This is a genomic window from Pseudoxanthobacter sp. (genome assembly GCF_036822375.1).
GTDB lineage: Bacteria > Pseudomonadota > Alphaproteobacteria > Rhizobiales > Segnochrobactraceae > Pseudoxanthobacter.
Genome location: NZ_DAISHT010000010.1, coordinates 26,191 through 42,875 on the forward strand (window position 1 = coordinate 26,191; position 16,685 = coordinate 42,875).

Sequence of the window (16,685 nt, forward strand, 5' to 3'; positions counted from 1 at the left end):
TGCTCGGCCGCCGTCGACGCTGTTGAGAATCCGCCTGCGGGCCTGAGTCGGCCTTGATGTGCATCAATCCGTGACGGGAACTTTTCGTCAGCCGGCGAAGCGGCCGCGGCCGTTACTCGGCGGCGTGGTCGCGCACCACCACATGCTCGCCGAGTTGCGGATCCTCCGCGCCGGCCGGCTCGCCGTCGTCGGCATGGGCGCGGCGATAGCGGTCGCGGGCCACGTCGGCCTCGCGCAGCCATTCGCGCCAGATCGCCACCAGCAGCGCCATCAGCACCGGGCCGATGAACAGGCCGAGGAAGCCCATGGTTTTCACGCCGCCGATGAGACCGAAGAACGTGGGCAGGAACGGCAGCTTGATCGGCCCGCCGACCAGCTTGGGCCGCAGCGTTTTGTCGACGATGAAGAGTTCCACCGTGCCCCATGTGAACAGGCCGAGGCCGCCGACGATGTTGCCGCTGCCGACAAGGAACAGCGACACCAGCGTGAACGACAGCGGGGCGCCGCCGGGAATGAGAGCCATGATGCCGGTGATCACGCCGAGCGTGACCGGGGAGGGGGCGCCGGCGATCCAGTAGGCGGTGCCGAGCACCACGCCCTCGCCGATGGCGATGAGGCCCATGCCGGTGACGGTGGAGGAAATGGTGGCCGGCACCACGCGCGAGAAGGTCTGCCAGCGGGTGGGCAGAATGCCTTCGCCGAAGCGGTCGATCTGGCGGGCGAAGGACTCGCCGTCCTTGTAGACGAAGAACAGCGCGATCAGCATGAACAGCAGCGTGAGGAACAGGCTGAACGCCCCGCCGCCGGCGACCAGCGCAATGCGGTAGGCGCTGGCCACGTTCTCGCCGCTGATGAACTGGACCAGCTCGCTGATGGCCCCGGGCGAGCCGATGTGCTCGGCCCATTTCTGGCTGAGCCAGTCGCCCGCCATCGGCAGGTCGCTGATCCACCCCGGCACCGGGCCGCCGTGCTTGTTGAGCGAAACGAGAAAGGCGAGCGAGTTGCGCGCCTCGCGCACGGCATAGGTGATGGCCAGCGACAGCGGCACCACCAGCACGCCGAGGATGATGAGCAGCGCAAGGCTGGCGGCCAGCGGCCGGCTGCCGCCGCACGCCCTGAGAAGCCGGCGGAACAGCGGCCAGGAAGCAAAGCCGATGACCAGCGCCGCCAGCACCGGCACCACGAAGCCGCGGAAGAAATAGACCCCCGCCAGCAGCACGAACACCAGCAGCCAGCGCGCCACCGCCCGCGGCGGAATGAGAGGCTGGGTGGCGGGTTCGGGCGGGTGGGGGCTGGTGTGGCTATCAGCCCCGATGGCCCGCTCTGCGGCGGGATTGTGGACCGATACCCTGTGATGTTCGCTCACAACCTCTACCCCCGGACCGTCGGTTCTCGTCAGCGCTGTCAGGCAACCGCATGGCGACCGGCCCGCAGGCCCCGAAACGGGTCTGCCGCCCTGCCGCCGCCATTCCCGGCAACCGCCCGGACCCCCGCCGGCGATTCGCCTGCCGCCGGAAAGGCCCCCACGGCCCCGATTTCCGCCCGGATGGCGGCCTCCCGCAGCGGCCGGCCGCAACCGGCGGGCCGAATCCCTGCGGGCTGCGCACCCTCGCAGTCCGGAATGAAGATTCAGACTTCCATGCCGGCGGGGCGCCTGTCTACCCGGCCCCGTCAGCACGGCGCCCGCCGGCTGGTCCCGCCGGGCAGCCGGGATCATGGCGGCACAGCAAGGCAGTTTCTTGACGGGGCGCCAAAATCGCCGCCCGGCGCGGTCGGTTTCAAAGCGTCGGCCTTTCCGCTACGTTCGTTTCCGCCACCGCCATCGCCACCTGCCCGACCCCGTCCCGCACGATGCCCGCCTTCAGGGAGCGCCCCTCATGATTGCCCCGGTGATCCGCGCCTCGGCCTGTCCGCACGACTGCCCCTCCACCTGCGCGCTGGAGGTGGAGGTTCTGGAGAACGACCGCATCGGCCGTGTGCGCGGGGCGGCGCAGAACAGCTACACCGCGGGCGTGATCTGCGCCAAGGTGGCGCGCTATGCCGAGCGCAACCACCACCCGGGCCGGCTGATGACGCCGCTGAAGCGCACCGGCCCCAAGGGAAGCGGCCAGTTCGCCCCCATCGGCTGGGACGAGGCGCTGGAGACCATCGCCGATGCCTTTCGCAAGGCGGCCGCCGCCCACGGGCCGGAGGCGGTGTGGCCCTATTTCTATGCCGGCACCATGGGCCTCGTGCAGCGCGACGGGCTGGAGCGGCTGCGCCATGTGATGGGCTATTCGCGCACCTTCACCACCATCTGCACCAACACGGCCTGGACGGGCTACATCGCCGGCACCGGCCGCCTCGCCGGGCCGGATCCGCGCGAGATGGCGGAAGCCGATGTCATCGTGATCTGGGGCACCAATGCGGTGGCGACGCAGGTCAACGTGATGACCCACGCCATCCGGGCCCGCAAGACGCGCGGGGCCAGAATTGTGGTCATCGACGTCTACCGCACCGAAACGGTGAAGCAGGCCGATATGGCGCTTGTGCTGCGGCCGGGCACCGATGCCGCGCTCGCCTGCGCGGCGATGCACATCGCCTTCCGCGACGGCTATGCCGACCGTGCCTACATGGCCCGGTATGCCGATTGCCCGGACGATCTGGAAGCCCACCTGAAGACCCGCACGCCCGAGTGGGCCGCGGAGATCACCGGCCTTTCGGTGGACGAGATCGAGGCCTTCGCCCGGCTGGTCGGCACCACGCCGCGCACCTTCTTCCGCCTCGGCTATGGCTTCACCCGCGGGCGCAACGGCGCGGTGGGCATGCACGCTGCCACCTCGCTCGCCACTGTCCTCGGCGTCTGGCAGCACCGCGGCGGCGGCGCCTTCCACAACAACGGCGCCATCTTTCGCCTCGACAAGACCATGATCGAGGGGCTGGACGCCGTGCGGCCGGGCATCCGCCAGCTCGACCAGTCGCGTATCGGCGCCGTTCTGGAGGGCGACAGCGCGGCACTGTTCGGCGGGCCGCCGGTGACGGCGATGTTCATCCAGAACACCAATCCGGTTTCCGTCTGCCCGGAGCAGGCGCGGGTGAAGCGCGGCTTTGCCCGCGACGATCTGTTCGTGGCCGTGCACGAGCAGTTCATGACCGACACCGCGCTGATGGCCGACATCGTGCTGCCGGCCACCACTTTCGTGGAGCACGACGACATCTACAAGGCCGGCGGCCAGCAGAGCATCCTGTTCGGGCCGAAGCTGATCGAGCCGCCGGGCGAGTGCCGGACGAACCACGAGGTGGTGGCGGCACTGGCCGAAAGGCTGGGTGCGCAGCACCCGGGCTTTGCCATGAGCCCGCGCGAACATATCGACTGGATGCTGCGCCATTCCGGCCTCGGCACGCTGGCCGGGCTTGAGGAAAAGCGCTGGCTCGACTGCCAGCCGCCGTTCGAGCGCGCCCATTATCTCGACGGCTTCGGCTATGCCGACGGCAAATTCCGCTTCCGCCCGGACTGGACGGCCGTGCCCAACAGCAACAACGGCCCCATGGGCCGTTATGCCGAGCTGCCGGCGCTGCCGGATTACTGGGCGGTGACGGAGGCGCCGACGGGCTCGGAACCGTTCCGCCTCGTCACTCCGCCCGCCCGCTCGTTCCTCAATTCCAGCTTCAGCGAAACGCCGTCCTCCGCAGCGAAGGAGGGCGGGCGGCCGACGCTGATGATCCACCCCGACGATGCCGCCCGCCTCGGCATTTCGGATGGCGCGCGCGTGCGCATCGGCAACGACCGCGGCAGCCTCATCATCCACGCCCATGTTGCCGATGGCATGCAGCCCGGCGTGGTGGTGAGCGAGGGCATCTGGCCCAACACGGCCTTCGAGGAAGGTTTCGGCATCAACCTGCTGACCGGGGCCGATCCGGTGGCGCCCTATGGCGGTGCGGCCTTCCATGACAACCGCGTCTGGGTCAGAAAGGCAGGGCGGCCGGCAGCGGCCGCCGCGTGATTCCCCCGGAGAGCCAGACCATGAAATCGGATCGCAGGGTTGCCCTTGTCACCGCCGCAGGCAGCGGTATCGGCGCCGGTGCCGCCCGCCGTCTGGCGGCCGATGGCTGGCAGGTGGTGCTGTTCGGCCGCTCGCAGGCCGTGGAAACGCTGGCCGCACAGACAGGCGGCCACGCCATCCGCGGCGACATCGCCCGCCCCGACGATCTCGCCCGTCTGGTGCGCGAGACCGTGGAAACGTTCGGCCGCATCGACGGGGCGGTGGTTTCGACCGGCCACACCGCGCACGGCGACCTGATCGCCCTGACGGATGAAGACTGGCACGCCGGCCTCGACATGCTGCTGATGCCGGTGGTGCGGCTTTCCCGTCTGCTGGTGCCGCTGTTCCTGAAGGCCGGCCACGGCTCGGTGGTGGCGGTGTCGTCGTTCGCGGCGGTGGAGCCGGATCCGGATTTTCCGGTCTCGTCCGCGCTGCGCGCGGCGCTGTCGTCCTATGTGAAGCTGCTGGCGCGGCGCTATGCGGCGGACGGCATCCGGGTCAATTCGGTGCTGCCGGGCTTCATCGACAGCTTCCCGGAGCGCGATGACCGCGTGGCGCGCATTCCCGCCGGCCGTTATGGCCGGGTGGAGGAACTGGCGGCCACAATCGCGTTTCTGCTTTCCGACGACGCCGGCTATGTGACGGGCCAGAACATCGCGGTGGAGGGCGGGCTGCTCGGCTCGCTCTGACGGGCACGCTCTGACGGGCACGCCCCGACGGGCGGGCGGCTGAGGCGGGCGCCGGTTTTTGCCGGCGCGTATTTGTCGTTGCCGCCGCGGGCGGCCGTCGCTACTGTCCCGCGCGATTTTGTGCCGGGCGCGCCTGCCCGCGCGCGCCACCGGATTCTTCTTGCGAGGTGCCGACCGATGACGGACGAAACGCCGTCTTATCTGCGTCCCGAGCGTTCGTTTCAGGGCCTGATCCTCACGCTGCAGCGCTTCTGGGCCGAACGCGGCTGCGTCGTGCTGCAACCCTATGACATGGAAGTGGGCGCCGGCACCTTCCACCCCGCCACCACGCTGCGTTCGCTCGGCCCCCGCCACTGGAACGCCGCCTACGTGCAGCCCTCGCGCCGCCCCAAGGACGGCCGCTATGGCGAAAACCCCAATCGCCTGCAGCACTATTATCAGTTTCAGGTCATCATGAAGCCGTCGCCGGCCGACCTGCAGAACCTCTATCTGGGGTCTCTGAAGGCCATCGGCCTCGACCCGCTGCTGCACGACGTGCGCTTCGTTGAAGACGACTGGGAAAGCCCGACGCTGGGCGCCTGGGGCCTTGGCTGGGAGTGCTGGTGCGACGGCATGGAAGTGTCGCAGTTCACTTATTTCCAGCAGGTCGCGGGCTTTGAATGCGCACCGGTTTCCGGTGAGCTGACCTACGGCCTTGAACGACTGGCGATGTATATTCAGGGCGTTGAAAACGTCTACGACCTGAATTTCAACGGCCGGGAAGGTGCCGAAAAGGTGACCTACGGCGATGTTTTCCTGCAGGCCGAGCAGGAATATTCGCGGCACAATTTCGAATATGCCGACACCGACAACCTGCTGCGCCACTTTCAGGATGCCGAGCGCGAATGCCGCGCCCTGCTGGCAGCCGGCGAGACGGTGGTGGAGGGCGAGCCGCGCCATCTGCTGGCGCAGCCCGCCTATGACCAGTGCATCAAGGCGAGCCACATCTTCAACCTGCTCGATGCCCGCGGCGTGATCTCGGTCACCGAGCGGCAGAGCTACATCCTGCGCGTGCGCGAACTGGCCAAGGCCTGCGGCGGCGCATGGCTGAAGACGGCGGCGGGCGGGGCAGGCGGCTGAGGCCGCCGCCACCCGCTCACCCGCTCCCGCCCCGCCTGCCCGACCGGACGAACGTTCCATGCCCGACCTTCTGCTTGAACTGCATTCCGAAGAAATCCCCGCGCGCATGCAGCGCCGCGCCAGCGCCGATCTGGCGGCGCTGGTGGGCGAGGGGCTTTCCGCCGCCGGCCTGAAGGCCGAGGATATCCGCGCCTTCGCCACGCCGCGCCGTCTGGCGCTGGCGGTTGCCGGCCTGCCCGCCCGCTCGGCCGATGTGGCCGAGGAGCGCAAGGGCCCGCGCGTCGGCGCCCCGCAGGGGGCCATCGACGGCTTCCTGAAGGCAGCCGGCCTGGCCTCCATCGACGAGGCGACCGTGGTCAGCGACGCGAAGAAGGGCGATTTCTATGTCGCCCGCACCACGAAGCCCGGCCGGCCGACGACGGAGATCATCGCCGAGATCGTGCCGGAGGTCATCCGCCGCTTCCCCTGGCCGAAGTCGATGCGCTGGGGCGCCGGCAGCCTGCGCTGGGTGCGGCCGCTGACTTCGATCCTGTGCACGTTCGGGCCGGAGACGGAAGACCCCGAGATCGTCGCTTTCGAGGTGGAAGGCATCCGTTCTTCCAACACCACCTGCGGCCACCGCTTCCACGCCCCGGAGCCGATCACCGTCCGGCGCTTCGACGACTATGTGGCGAAGCTGGAAAAGGCCCATGTGGTGCTCGACCCGGAGCGCCGGCGCGACATCATTCTGCATGATGCCCGCAACCGCGCGCTGGCCCTTGGCCTTGAACTGGTGGAGGACGATGCGCTGCTGACCGAGGTCGCCGGTCTGGTGGAATGGCCGGTGGTGCTGGTGGGCTCGTTCGATCCGGCCTTTCTGGAGATCCCGGATGCCGTGATCCGCTCCACCATCCGCGCCAACCAGAAGTGCTTCGTGCTGAAGAACCCGGCCACCGGCCGGCTGGCCAACCGCTTCGTGCTGACGGCCAACATCGAGGCCATCGACGGCGGCAAGGCCATCGTGGGCGGCAACGAGCGCGTGGTGCGCGCGCGCCTTTCGGACGCGAAGTTCTTCTACGAGACCGACCTGAAGGTGCCGCTGGAAGAGCGGGCGAAGAAGCTCGACATCGTGACCTTCCACGAGAAGCTCGGCACGCAGGGCGAACGGGTGGAGCGCATTGCCCGGCTTGCGGCGATCATCGCGCCGGTCGTGGGGGCCGATCCGGCCAAGGCCGAGGCGGCCGCACGCCTCGCCAAGGCCGATCTCGTGACCGAGATGGTGGGCGAGTTCCCGGAGCTTCAGGGCTTCATGGGGCGGCGCTATGCCGAGAAGCAGGGCATCGATCCCGAGGTGGCAGCCGCCATCGAGGAGCATTACAAGCCGCAGGGCCCCTCCGACAGCGTGCCGGTGGCTCCGGTCTCCGCCGCCGTGGCGCTGGCCGACAAGATCGACCTGCTGGTGGGCTTCTGGGCCATCGACGAAAAGCCGACGGGCTCCAAGGATCCGTTTGCGCTGCGCCGGGCGGCGCTGGGCGTCATCCGCATCCTCATTGCCACCGGGGCGCCGCTGCAGCTTCATCCCTTCATCGAGATGAGCCTCGATCTCTACGGCCCGCGCCGTCGCGGCGGGGCGCCGGTTGAGGCGATCGTGAAGGATCTGCTCGCCTTCTTCGGCGACCGGCTGGAGGTGCAGCTGCGCGATCAGGGCGCGCGGCACGATCTGGTGAAGGCCATCCTTGCCAGCCACGGCCGCGGGCTGCAGTCCAACATCGTCAATATCGTGCGCCGGGTGGAGGCTCTGGGCCGCTTCCTGGAAGGCGAGGAGGGGGCGGATCTGCTGGCCGGCTATCGCCGCGCTGCCAACATCCTCAAGGCCGAGGAGAAGAAGGACGGCCGCCAGTATCCGCCGACGGTGGACCCCGCGCTTCTGACGGAGCCAGCCGAAAAGGCGCTGTTCGAGGCCATCGGCGAGGCCAGCGGTCGCGCGGAAGCGGCTGTCGCCATTGAAGATTTCGGCGGGGCCATTGCGGCGCTGGCGCTGCTGCGCGCCCCCATCGATGCCTTCTTCGACGACATCCTCGTCAATGCCGACGACCGCCACGTGCGCGAGAACCGCCTGAAGCTGCTGGCCGCCATTCCGGCCGCGACCGGCGCGGTCGCCGATTTCAGCCGCATCGGCGGCTGAGCGCGGCCTGCGCCCGAAAAGGCCGGTTCCGAAAAGCGGAGAATCGAATTGGCGGCCCTGCAAGGGGCCGCTAATTTCGTTTTCGGGGAGGCGTTCCTTCAGGCGCGCGGTTCCGAAGGGGCCGCGGGGGCAGGGCGCGCCGGCCGCAACGGGGATGTGTTCGCCATGATGTGTTCGCGATGAAGCAGGCCTTCGCCGAGTTTCTCGGCACCTTCATGCTCGTGCTGTTCGGCTGCGGGGCCGTTGCCGCCGCCGCCGGCGATGCCGGGCCGGCGAGCCTCGATGCCATCGGCGTCGCCCTCGCCTTCGGCTTCGGCTACATCGCCGCAGCCACGGCGGTCGGTCCCATTTCCGGCGCGCACTGCAACCCGGCCGTCAGCTTCGGCCTGCTGGTTGCCGGCCGCATCGGCCCGATGCGCTTTGCCGGCTATGCCACGGGGCAGTTTCTGGGTGGCATCGCGGCGGCGGCCGTGCTGGCGGCAATGCTGTCAGGGCAGGGCGCGGGCTGGAACGGCGATCTCGGGCAGAACGATTTCGGTCACGCCATCGCCGGCGGCACCGGCATGGCGGCCAGCTTCGCCTTCGAGGTCATTGGCACGTTTCTGTTCGTCGCCTGTTTTCTGGGCGCCACGGCCGGCCACAGCGCCACCCATATTGGCGGATCGGCGGTGATCGCGCTCGGCTGCACACTGGCGGTGCTGCACATCGCGGGCATCAATCTCAGCGGCGTGTCGATCAACCCGGCGCGCTCGTTCGGGCCGGCGCTGGTGGGGCTGGCGCGCGATCCGCTGGCGTTCAGGCAGGTGTGGCTGTTCGTTATCGGCCCGCTGGTCGGCGCCGCCATCGCCGGCACGCTGTTCAAGGCCGGTCTGCTGCGCCCGGACGCAACGCATCACGCCGACTGAACCGGGGCGAGGCTGTACGGGACACGGACTGTGCGACACGGACAAGCGGGAGCCCGGGCTTCCGGTTCGCCGGTGCTCCCGGCGGCAAGGCCCGTGAGGCCGCGTTCTGTGCGCTGCCATTCCCGTGCTGACAATCCTGCTCAGTTCCTGCCTGAGTTCCGACATGGTTTCATGGTCTTATGGAACAACTGAAACCGGTGCGCTCCCCGCCTCCGGTTTCGCATATAAATTCCATAATTCAGATTATACGACTGAATGATCTTCAGCCGCCGATGCAGGACAGCCGCGCCTGTGCCAGTCAGGACATGGCCTGTCAGAACTGGCCTGTCAGAACTGGCCTCGGCCGGCCCGATCACACATCCCGGTCATCCGCCCCCATGGCATCCCGCCGCGCAGCCGGCTGCGGCCGTCGCCGGTTCCGCTCATCGGCCGCGTTTTCGCCCTGCTGTCCCGTGGCGCGCCGCCACGTTCCGCGACCCGGCATCCGGTGTTCCGCGTCGCAACCGCCAGGGTCGGCTCTCACCGCGCCACCGGCCGGCCCGCAACGCCCGGACGGACCGCCGGGCATTCGCCCGCCGGAGTACCCCCCAAGGCAGCCGGCCGGCGGCGGCCATTGCTCTTCGTGCCACGCTCCTCTAAGACAACCGCCTTGCAAGAGGACGACCGCCCCGGAACGGGACACTGACGGCCGGGACGACCCGGCATTGATCCCTGCGGGAAAGGCCCATCATGCGCACCACCGCCGACCGTATCCGCCACGCCCTCAGCTTCGAGATCATCGGCCTGATGATCGTTACGCCGCTGGGCGGCGTTCTGTTCGGCGTGCCGATGTTCGACATGGGTGTCATCGGGTTCGTCTGCGCGGTCATCGCCACGCTGTGGAACTACGTCTTCAATCTCGGCTTCGACCTTGTGCTGCGCCGGCTCACCGGCGGCACGCGCAAATCGCTGCGGCTGCGCGTCCTCCATGCCATCGTGTTCGAGATCGGGCTGCTGTCGATGCTGCTGCCGTTCATCGCCTGGTATGTCGGCGTCGGGCTGCTGCAGGCCTTCACCATGGATATCGCGGTCGCGGCCTTCTATATGGGCTACGCCTTCGTCTTCAACTGGGCCTACGACCGGCTGTTTCCGCTGCCGGAATGGCACGCCGCGGGCTGACCGGGCGGCCCGGAACGTCCGTACAGGGGAACTGCCGATCATGACCGACAATGCCGCGACCGGACCAGTCGCCCCCGATTTCGTCTCCGCGGCCGAAGACCGGCCGGGCGAGCCGGTGGCCGGGCGCGATATTGCGGCGCTGCTGGCCATCATGGAGCGGCTGCGCCATCCCGAGGACGGTTGCCCGTGGGATGTGGAGCAGACCTTCGCCACGATCGCGCCCTACACCATCGAAGAAGCCAACGAGGTGGCCGACGCCATCGCGCGCGGCGATATGGACGATCTGTGTGAGGAACTGGGCGACCTGCTGCTGCAGGTGGTGTTCCATGCCCGCATGGCGGAAGAAGCCGGCGCCTTTGCCTTTCCCGATGTGGTCGGTGCGGTGACGGCGAAGATGATCCGTCGCCATCCGCATGTTTTCGGGCCGCAGCGGGTGCGCGGGGCCGGTCTGGCGCAGGCGCAGTGGGCCGCGATCAAGGCCGTGGAAAAGGCCGACCGGGCCGCCCGCCGCACCGCCGCCGGCCTGCCGCCGGAACACGCAAGCCTGCTCGATGGCATTCCGGGTTCCCTGCCCGCTCTCGCCACCGCCGTGAAACTTCAGGACAAGGCCGCCGCCGTGGGCTTCGACTGGGCCGACGCGCGCCTGATGCTGGCCAAGGTGCGCGAGGAACTGGACGAGCTGGAAGCGGAAATCGTCGCCGGTGAGCGGGATGCCGCGGCCGGCGAGCTGGGCGACGTGCTGTTCGGGCTGGCGAACCTCGCCCGCCACATCGGCACCGATCCCGAAGCCGCCGTGCGCCGCACCAACGAGAAATTCCGCACCCGGTTCGGCTTTATCGAACGCGCACTCGCCACCGCCGGCCGCGATCCGAACACGGCCAGCCTTGAGGAGATGGAAGCGTTGTGGCAGGCCGCCAAGGCGGCGGAAGCCGCAGATACCGGCGAACCGTCCGCCGACCGGTAACCCCGCTTCGCGTCCGGGGCCTTCGTTTCCGGCCCCGACTGGCACGCCGGCAAGGAGGGCCTGCGGGAACAAGAGGGCCTGCGGCACCGGGAGCCGGGATATCCGGCCGGCAGGGATGCAGGATCGGCCCCGGCTGTGATGAGCCCGGCCTTGCCGCGAAATTGAAGCGGCGGCAACAGAACCGGCCGTCGCTTTCTGCGCCAACGGCCGCGCGGCGGAAGGCGTGACAACCGGACAGCGCGGCACCCGCCCCTGTGCAAGACCGCGGCCGACAAGACATTCCCGGGCACAAGACGCAGAGCAAAAGACGGCAGACCGGGCCTGCCCGCCCCTGCCATCCGGCAACGCAGTGTGTTCCCCGGCCTCCGGCGGGCTCGCCGCCGGGGACATTTCGGGGCCGCGCGAATTTCTCCCGCCGCCGGGTCTGCGGCGTCAGTCCGTCAGGTAGCGGCCGGCGCGGCTGCGGAAGAGATCGGCCTGCCGTTGCGGAATGCGCACCGTCAGTTCCACGCCCGCCTCAGTGTCGTTGCGGGCGATCACCTCCACCGAACGATGCAGCCACGCAAGCAGCTCGCCGTCTTCCACCGGCACGCACAGATGGCGGGTGGAGCGGCCGGCCGCCAGCACGGCCTCGACGCGCGCGAGCAGGGCGTCGGTGCCCTCCCCGGTCAGCGCCGACACCGCGACGGCGCCGCTGCCCGTTTCTGCCAGCAATTTCGCATGCCGCTCCGGGTCGAGCAGATCCACCTTGTTCCAGACCTCAATGACGCGCCGGCTGTCGCGCGCTTCGACGCCCAGCAGATCCAGCGTCTTCAGCACATCGGCTGCCTGCGCATCGCTGTCGGCGTGGGAGATGTCGCGCACATGCAGGATGAGATCGGCCGCCACCACCTCTTCCAGCGTGGCACGGAACGCGGCGACGAGGTGCGTCGGCAGTTCGGAGATGAAACCCACGGTATCCGACAGGATGGCCTCGCCGCCGTGCGGCAGGCGGATGCGGCGCAGCGTCGGATCCAGCGTGGCGAACAGCAAATCCTGCGACAGCACGTTGGCGTCCGTCAGGCGGTTGAACAGCGTCGATTTGCCGGCATTGGTGTAGCCCACCAGAGCCACCGTCGGGTGCGGCACCTTGCGGCGGTTGGCGCGGTGCAGACCGCGGGTGCGCTTCACCTCCTCAAGCTCGCGCTCGATGCGGCTGATACGCTCCTGAATCTGCCGGCGGTCGGCCTCGATCTGGGTTTCGCCCGGGCCGCCCAGAAAGCCGAAGCCGCCGCGCTGGCGCTCAAGATGCGTCCAGGTGCGCACAAGGCGGCTCTTCTGCCACTTGAGGTGGGCAAGCTCCACCTGCAGCGTGCCTTCGCGCGTGCGGGCGCGGGCACCGAAGATTTCCAGAATCAGCGCCGTGCGGTCCAGCACCTTGGCGCCCCAGGCCTTTTCCAGATTGCGCTGCTGCACCGGAGACAGCGGGTGATCGACGATGACCAGCCCCGCCTCCTCCTGCTTCACGATGGCGCCGATCTCGTCCACCTTGCCGGTGCCGAACAGCGTGGCCGGGCGCGGTGCCTGCAGGCGCACGACGCGGGCGGCAACGACATCGAGGTCGATCGCCTGCGTCAGGCCGACAGCCTCCTCCAGCTTGGCTTCCGGCGAACGCTGCACTGCAGCATTCTCGCCCTCGCCCGCCGGGCGCAGGCCGGCGATGACCGGCACCAGAACCACTGCCGCAGTGCGGGGCTTCCCGGTTGGCTGCGGCACGCCGGCCGTGCGTTCTGCGGGGATTTCATCGGCTTCCGGGGCGCCGGAAAGAGGGGTGTTGGTCAAACGTCGGTCCCTGATGGTCTGCTGGCGGCCCTTGGCGGTGGCCTGCGGCCGTCCGGGTCGAATTGTTGCGTTGCAATATCAATTCCCGGCCGCCGGCAAACCGTGCGCGATGGCACCGGCTGCCGGCAACGGCCGGCCGATGGCACCTGAACGGCCCGAAAAAAGAATCCGGGCGCAGGTCGGCCTTCCTGCGCCCGGATGTGGTTCCTGTCGTCTGTCAGTGCAAGGCCTGCCGCCGCCGGCAGCGCAAATTCATCCCGTCTGTTCCGGGCCGGGGAGGCCTTAAGCGGGGCGGATTGCCTGCAGACCCCTGCCCCGCGCCCGGCGGGCGCGGCCGGCCTCAGCGCTCGCTGTCCTCACTGGGATCGAACAGCTGAATCGGCTGGTTCGGCATCACCGTGGAAATCGCGTGCTTGTAGACAAGCTGAGAGTGCCCGTCACGACGCAGGAGCACGCAGAAATTATCGAACCAGGTCACAACACCCTGGAGCTTGACACCGTTAACAAGAAACACGGTGAGAGGAGTCTTCTGCTTGCGGACGTGGTTGAGAAAAGTATCCTGCAAGTTCTGTGCGCGGTCCGCCATGATCTTTTTCCTTTTCTTTATCCGGCTGCAACGCCGCGCCGTTTCTTGCTTCGCATTGAGGGGCCGACACGCTTGGGAGGCGTGGAGAGCCGGCCCGGCTTCGGCGTCACGGCGCACACCTTATCGCAATTGCGAGAAACCCGGTATCCCAATCGTGGATCTTCGGTTGATCAGGATCAATAAATCGGCGTGCGTTCCGAATGGTGGTGAAATTCGCCGCGCAGCAGGCGGGTCTGCGGCCCGGGCAGGCCATTGCCGATGGTGTTGCCATCGAGGCGCACCACCGGCATCACCGTGTTGGTGGCCGAGGTGACGAACACCTCGTCGGCGCCGAGCGCATCGGCAACGGTGAAGGCGCGTTCCTCCACAGCAAGGCCGAGGGCGGTGGCCGCATCGACCACGCCCGCGCGGGTGATGCCCTTCAGGATGCCGGGGCTCGCCGGCCGCGTGATCAGGGTGTGGCCGTGCACGATCCACACATTGCTGGACCCGCCTTCGGTGATGAAGCCATCGCGGTCCACCAGAAAAGCCTCGCGCGCCCCGGCGCGGCGGGCGGCCTCCTTGGCCAGCACGTTGGGCAGCAGGCCGATGGTCTTGATATCCACCCGCTCCCAGCGGTTGTCCGGCTGGGTGATGGCCGCGATGCCGGCCTCTGCCTGCGCGGCGATGCGGGCCTGATCGCTGCGTTTGGCCACGACCACGATGGCCGGCCGCACCGGCCGGGCGGGAAAATAATGGTCGCGCGGGGCCACGCCGCGGGTGACCTGCAGATAGAGCGAACCGTTCGTCAGGCCGTTGCGCCGCCCGATCTCGCGGAACACCGCCGTCAGCGCTCCGCGGCTCATGGGCATGGGAATTTCCAGCGCCGCCAGCGAGCGTTCGAGACGGTCCAGATGGCGCGTCAGGTCGATGATGTCGCCGTCGAGAACCTCGCAGACCTCATAGACGCCGTCGCCGAACTGGTAGCCGCGGTCCTCAATGGAAACACGGGCTTCGCTGACGGGCTGATAAAGGCCGTTGACATAGGCGATGCGGCTCATCGGAAGGCTCCAGAACAAGGCGGACCGCGGCGGCGGTCTGGTCTGATACGCCGGCAAACCAGTTTGTTTGCCGGCAAAAGAGGACGGAGGCGGCGGCCGGATCAGAAGAATTCGAGGCTGACGCGGAACATCTGCTCCACCTCGCGCACCCGGTCGGAGCGGGCGAACAGCACGATGCGGTCGCGCGGGGCGATGACCGTGTCGCCGGCCGGCATGATGACGGTGCGGTTGCGGTAGATCGCCCCGATCCGCACGCCCGGCGGCAGTTCCACCTGCCGCAGCGGCCGGCCGACCAGCGGCGAGGTCTCCAGCGCCTCGGCCTCGATGACCTCCGCCGCGCCGTTCTGCAGCGTGTGCACCGAGCGGATGCGGCCGCGGCGCACATGGCGCAGCACCCGCGACACGGTTACCGCGCGCGGCGCAATGTAGGCATCGATGCCCAGCGCGCCGGCAAATTCCGGGTAGGTCGTGGAATTGATGAGCGCCAGAGAGCGCTTGCAGCCGAGCTTCTTGGCCATGACGCAGGCGAGCACGTTGGCCTCGTCGTCGTTGGTCAGCGTCACGATCACGTCGGCGCTGCCGACCTCGGCTTCCAGCAGCACCGACTGGTCGAGGGCGCTGCCGGTGAGCACGATGGAGGACCGCAGCGACTGCGCCACCTCTTCGGCGCGCGCCTGCGACTGCTCGATGATCTTCATGCGCACGCGCGAGCCGCGGGCCTCCAGCCCCTGCGCCACATAGTTGCCGATGTTGCCGGCCCCGACGATGACCGCCCGCTTGGCCTGATCCACCTTCTGGCCGAAAATCGTCAGCGTGCGGCGCACCTGATCGGCCCGCGCCACCACATAGGCGATGTCGCCCGGCTCCAGCGCGTCGTCGCCGTGGGGGATGATGACCTCGCCGCGGCGCGTGACGCCCACCACCACGGCACCGAGATCGGGAAAAAGCTCCGTCAGCTGCTTCAGCGGCGTTTCCACCACGCGGCAGGTCTGGCCGCAGACCACCGCCAGAACGATCACCTCCTCGTCGGCCACCGAAATGCTCTCGATGGCGCCGGGCAGGGCAAGGCGGCGGATGACGGTTTCACCCACCTCCACTTCCGGCGAAATCACCACATCGATCGGGATCGATTCGCGCGAGAACAGATCCTGCCAGTGCGGGGCGAGATAGCTCTGCGCCCGCACGCGCGCGATCTTGGTCGGCACGTTGAACAGCGAGTGCGCCACCTGACAGGCGATCATGTTCACCTCGTCGGCCAGCGTCACCGCGATCAGCATATCGGCCTGCTCGATGCCGGCGGCGGCCAGCACCTCCGGATGGGCGCCGTGACCGACGATGCCGCGCACGTCCAGCCGCTCGCGGATGAGCGAGATGAGCTTCGGCGACTGATCGATGACGCAGACGTCGTTGCGCTCGGCCGCCAGCTTCTCGGCGATGCCGTAGCCGACCTGTCCGGCGCCGCAGATGACGATGCGCATGGCTCCCCTCCCCGTTGGTGCTGTCGCGTCTGCCCGTTATGCCGCCTCAGCCCACGCCGAGCGATTTCAGTTTGCGGTGCAGGGCCGAACGCTCCATGCCCACGAACTCCGCCGTGCGCGAGATGTTGCCGCCGAAGCGGTTGATCTGGGCGCGCAGATAATCGCGCTCGAAGGCTTCGCGGGCGTCGCGCAGCGGCAGCGCCATCAGGTGCTCGCCGCCGGAATTGGTCGGCAGCGACGGGACCATGGTGCCGATTTCCGCCGGCAGCAGATCGGCCGTGATGATGGCTTCCTCGTCGCCGCGCGTCAGGATCATCAGGCGCTCGACGTTGTTGCGCAGCTGGCGGATGTTGCCCGGCCAGTCGTGAGCCTGCAGCACCGCCATGGCATCGTCGCCGATGCGGCGGACCGGCAGGCCGCTGGTGCGCGAGATCAGCGCCATGAAATGATGCACCAGCGCGGGAATGTCGTCGCGGTGCTCGGCCAGCGCCGGCACCCGCAGCGGCACCACCGACAGGCGATGGAACAGATCCTCGCGGAAGTGGCCTTCGGCGATTTCCGATTCAAGATCGCGCGCCGTGGAAGACAGGATGCGCACATCCACCTTCACCCGCGTGGCGCCGCCGACGCGCAGGAAGTTCTGGTCGACGAGCACGCGCAGGATCTTGCTCTGCGTCTCGCGCGGCATGTCGGCGACTTCGTCGATATAGAGCGTGCCGCTGTGGGCCTCTTCCAGCGC

Annotated in this window: 13 protein-coding genes; 7 read left to right on the forward strand and 6 right to left on the reverse strand. The window is 68.5% G+C overall.

Annotated elements, in window-relative coordinates; all coding sequences use genetic code 11:
* Positions 1-112: 112 nt before the first annotated feature.
* Positions 113-1,315, reverse strand: coding sequence for an AI-2E family transporter (locus tag V7067_RS02430; RefSeq protein ID WP_334174290.1), 1,203 nt, complete (start codon positions 1,313-1,315; stop codon positions 113-115).
* A gap of 562 nt (positions 1,316-1,877) precedes the next feature.
* Between V7067_RS02430 and V7067_RS02435 the strand changes: the two genes are divergently transcribed.
* From V7067_RS02435 to mazG, 7 genes are all read left to right on the forward strand, one after another.
* The gene (locus V7067_RS02435; protein WP_334174277.1) at positions 1,878-3,983 is read left to right on the forward strand and encodes a molybdopterin oxidoreductase family protein; all 2,106 of its coding nucleotides are present in this window, start codon (positions 1,878-1,880) and stop codon (positions 3,981-3,983) included.
* Between the two features lie 20 nt (positions 3,984-4,003).
* Positions 4,004-4,711 (forward strand): SDR family oxidoreductase, encoded by a 708-nt coding sequence (locus V7067_RS02440; protein WP_334174278.1) that lies wholly within the window; start codon positions 4,004-4,006, stop codon positions 4,709-4,711.
* A gap of 177 nt (positions 4,712-4,888) precedes the next feature.
* Complete coding sequence (locus tag V7067_RS02445) at positions 4,889-5,830, forward strand: glycine--tRNA ligase subunit alpha (protein ID WP_334174279.1); 942 nt, start codon at positions 4,889-4,891, stop codon at positions 5,828-5,830.
* 58 nt (positions 5,831-5,888) lie between these two features.
* Positions 5,889-7,994, forward strand: a complete 2,106-nt coding sequence (glyS, locus tag V7067_RS02450) for a glycine--tRNA ligase subunit beta (RefSeq protein WP_334174280.1) — start codon at positions 5,889-5,891, stop codon at positions 7,992-7,994.
* A gap of 179 nt (positions 7,995-8,173) precedes the next feature.
* On the forward strand, positions 8,174-8,899 hold the full coding sequence (locus tag V7067_RS02455; RefSeq protein ID WP_334174281.1) for an aquaporin: 726 nt from the start codon (positions 8,174-8,176) through the stop codon (positions 8,897-8,899).
* Positions 8,900-9,628: 729 nt separating this feature from the next.
* Positions 9,629-10,057, forward strand: a complete 429-nt coding sequence (locus tag V7067_RS02460) for a PACE efflux transporter (RefSeq protein WP_334174282.1) — start codon at positions 9,629-9,631, stop codon at positions 10,055-10,057.
* Between the two features lie 40 nt (positions 10,058-10,097).
* Positions 10,098-11,021: a nucleoside triphosphate pyrophosphohydrolase gene (mazG, locus tag V7067_RS02465; RefSeq protein WP_334174283.1), complete on the forward strand. Its 924-nt coding sequence runs from the start codon at positions 10,098-10,100 to the stop codon at positions 11,019-11,021.
* Between the two features lie 432 nt (positions 11,022-11,453).
* Here the strand turns inward: mazG and hflX are convergent, their stop codons facing one another.
* The 5 genes from hflX to V7067_RS02490 all read right to left on the reverse strand — a co-directional run.
* Positions 11,454-12,734 (reverse strand): GTPase HflX, encoded by a 1,281-nt coding sequence (gene hflX / locus V7067_RS02470; protein WP_334174291.1) that lies wholly within the window; start codon positions 12,732-12,734, stop codon positions 11,454-11,456.
* A gap of 448 nt (positions 12,735-13,182) precedes the next feature.
* Complete coding sequence (gene hfq / locus V7067_RS02475) at positions 13,183-13,431, reverse strand: RNA chaperone Hfq (RefSeq protein ID WP_334174292.1); 249 nt, start codon at positions 13,429-13,431, stop codon at positions 13,183-13,185.
* 173 nt (positions 13,432-13,604) lie between these two features.
* The gene (locus V7067_RS02480; protein WP_334174284.1) at positions 13,605-14,468 is read right to left on the reverse strand and encodes a D-amino-acid transaminase; all 864 of its coding nucleotides are present in this window, start codon (positions 14,466-14,468) and stop codon (positions 13,605-13,607) included.
* Positions 14,469-14,569: 101 nt separating this feature from the next.
* Entirely contained in the window at positions 14,570-15,946 is a 1,377-nt protein-coding gene (trkA, locus tag V7067_RS02485; protein ID WP_334174285.1) for a Trk system potassium transporter TrkA, read from the reverse strand.
* A 46-nt stretch (positions 15,947-15,992) separates the two neighbouring features.
* Positions 15,993-16,685 (reverse strand): sigma 54-interacting transcriptional regulator (locus V7067_RS02490; RefSeq protein WP_334174286.1); only part of this gene is annotated, 693 nt, incomplete at its 5' end.

Bases quoted from the DNA above. Each gene is read 5' to 3' on its own strand.
- V7067_RS02455 (WP_334174281.1), top strand. From the start codon at position 8,174: ATGAAGCAGGCCTTCGCCGAGTTTCTCGGCACCTTCATGCTCGTGCTG.
- V7067_RS02445 (WP_334174279.1), top strand. From the start codon at position 4,889: ATGACGGACGAAACGCCGTCTTATCTGCGTCCCGAGCGTTCGTTTCAG.
- V7067_RS02435 (WP_334174277.1), top strand. From the start codon at position 1,878: ATGATTGCCCCGGTGATCCGCGCCTCGGCCTGTCCGCACGACTGCCCC.
- trkA (WP_334174285.1), bottom strand. From the start codon at position 15,946: ATGCGCATCGTCATCTGCGGCGCCGGACAGGTCGGCTACGGCATCGCC.
- mazG (WP_334174283.1), top strand. From the start codon at position 10,098: ATGACCGACAATGCCGCGACCGGACCAGTCGCCCCCGATTTCGTCTCC.
- V7067_RS02460 (WP_334174282.1), top strand. From the start codon at position 9,629: ATGCGCACCACCGCCGACCGTATCCGCCACGCCCTCAGCTTCGAGATC.
- glyS (WP_334174280.1), top strand. From the start codon at position 5,889: ATGCCCGACCTTCTGCTTGAACTGCATTCCGAAGAAATCCCCGCGCGC.
- V7067_RS02440 (WP_334174278.1), top strand. From the start codon at position 4,004: ATGAAATCGGATCGCAGGGTTGCCCTTGTCACCGCCGCAGGCAGCGGT.
- V7067_RS02480 (WP_334174284.1), bottom strand. From the start codon at position 14,468: ATGAGCCGCATCGCCTATGTCAACGGCCTTTATCAGCCCGTCAGCGAA.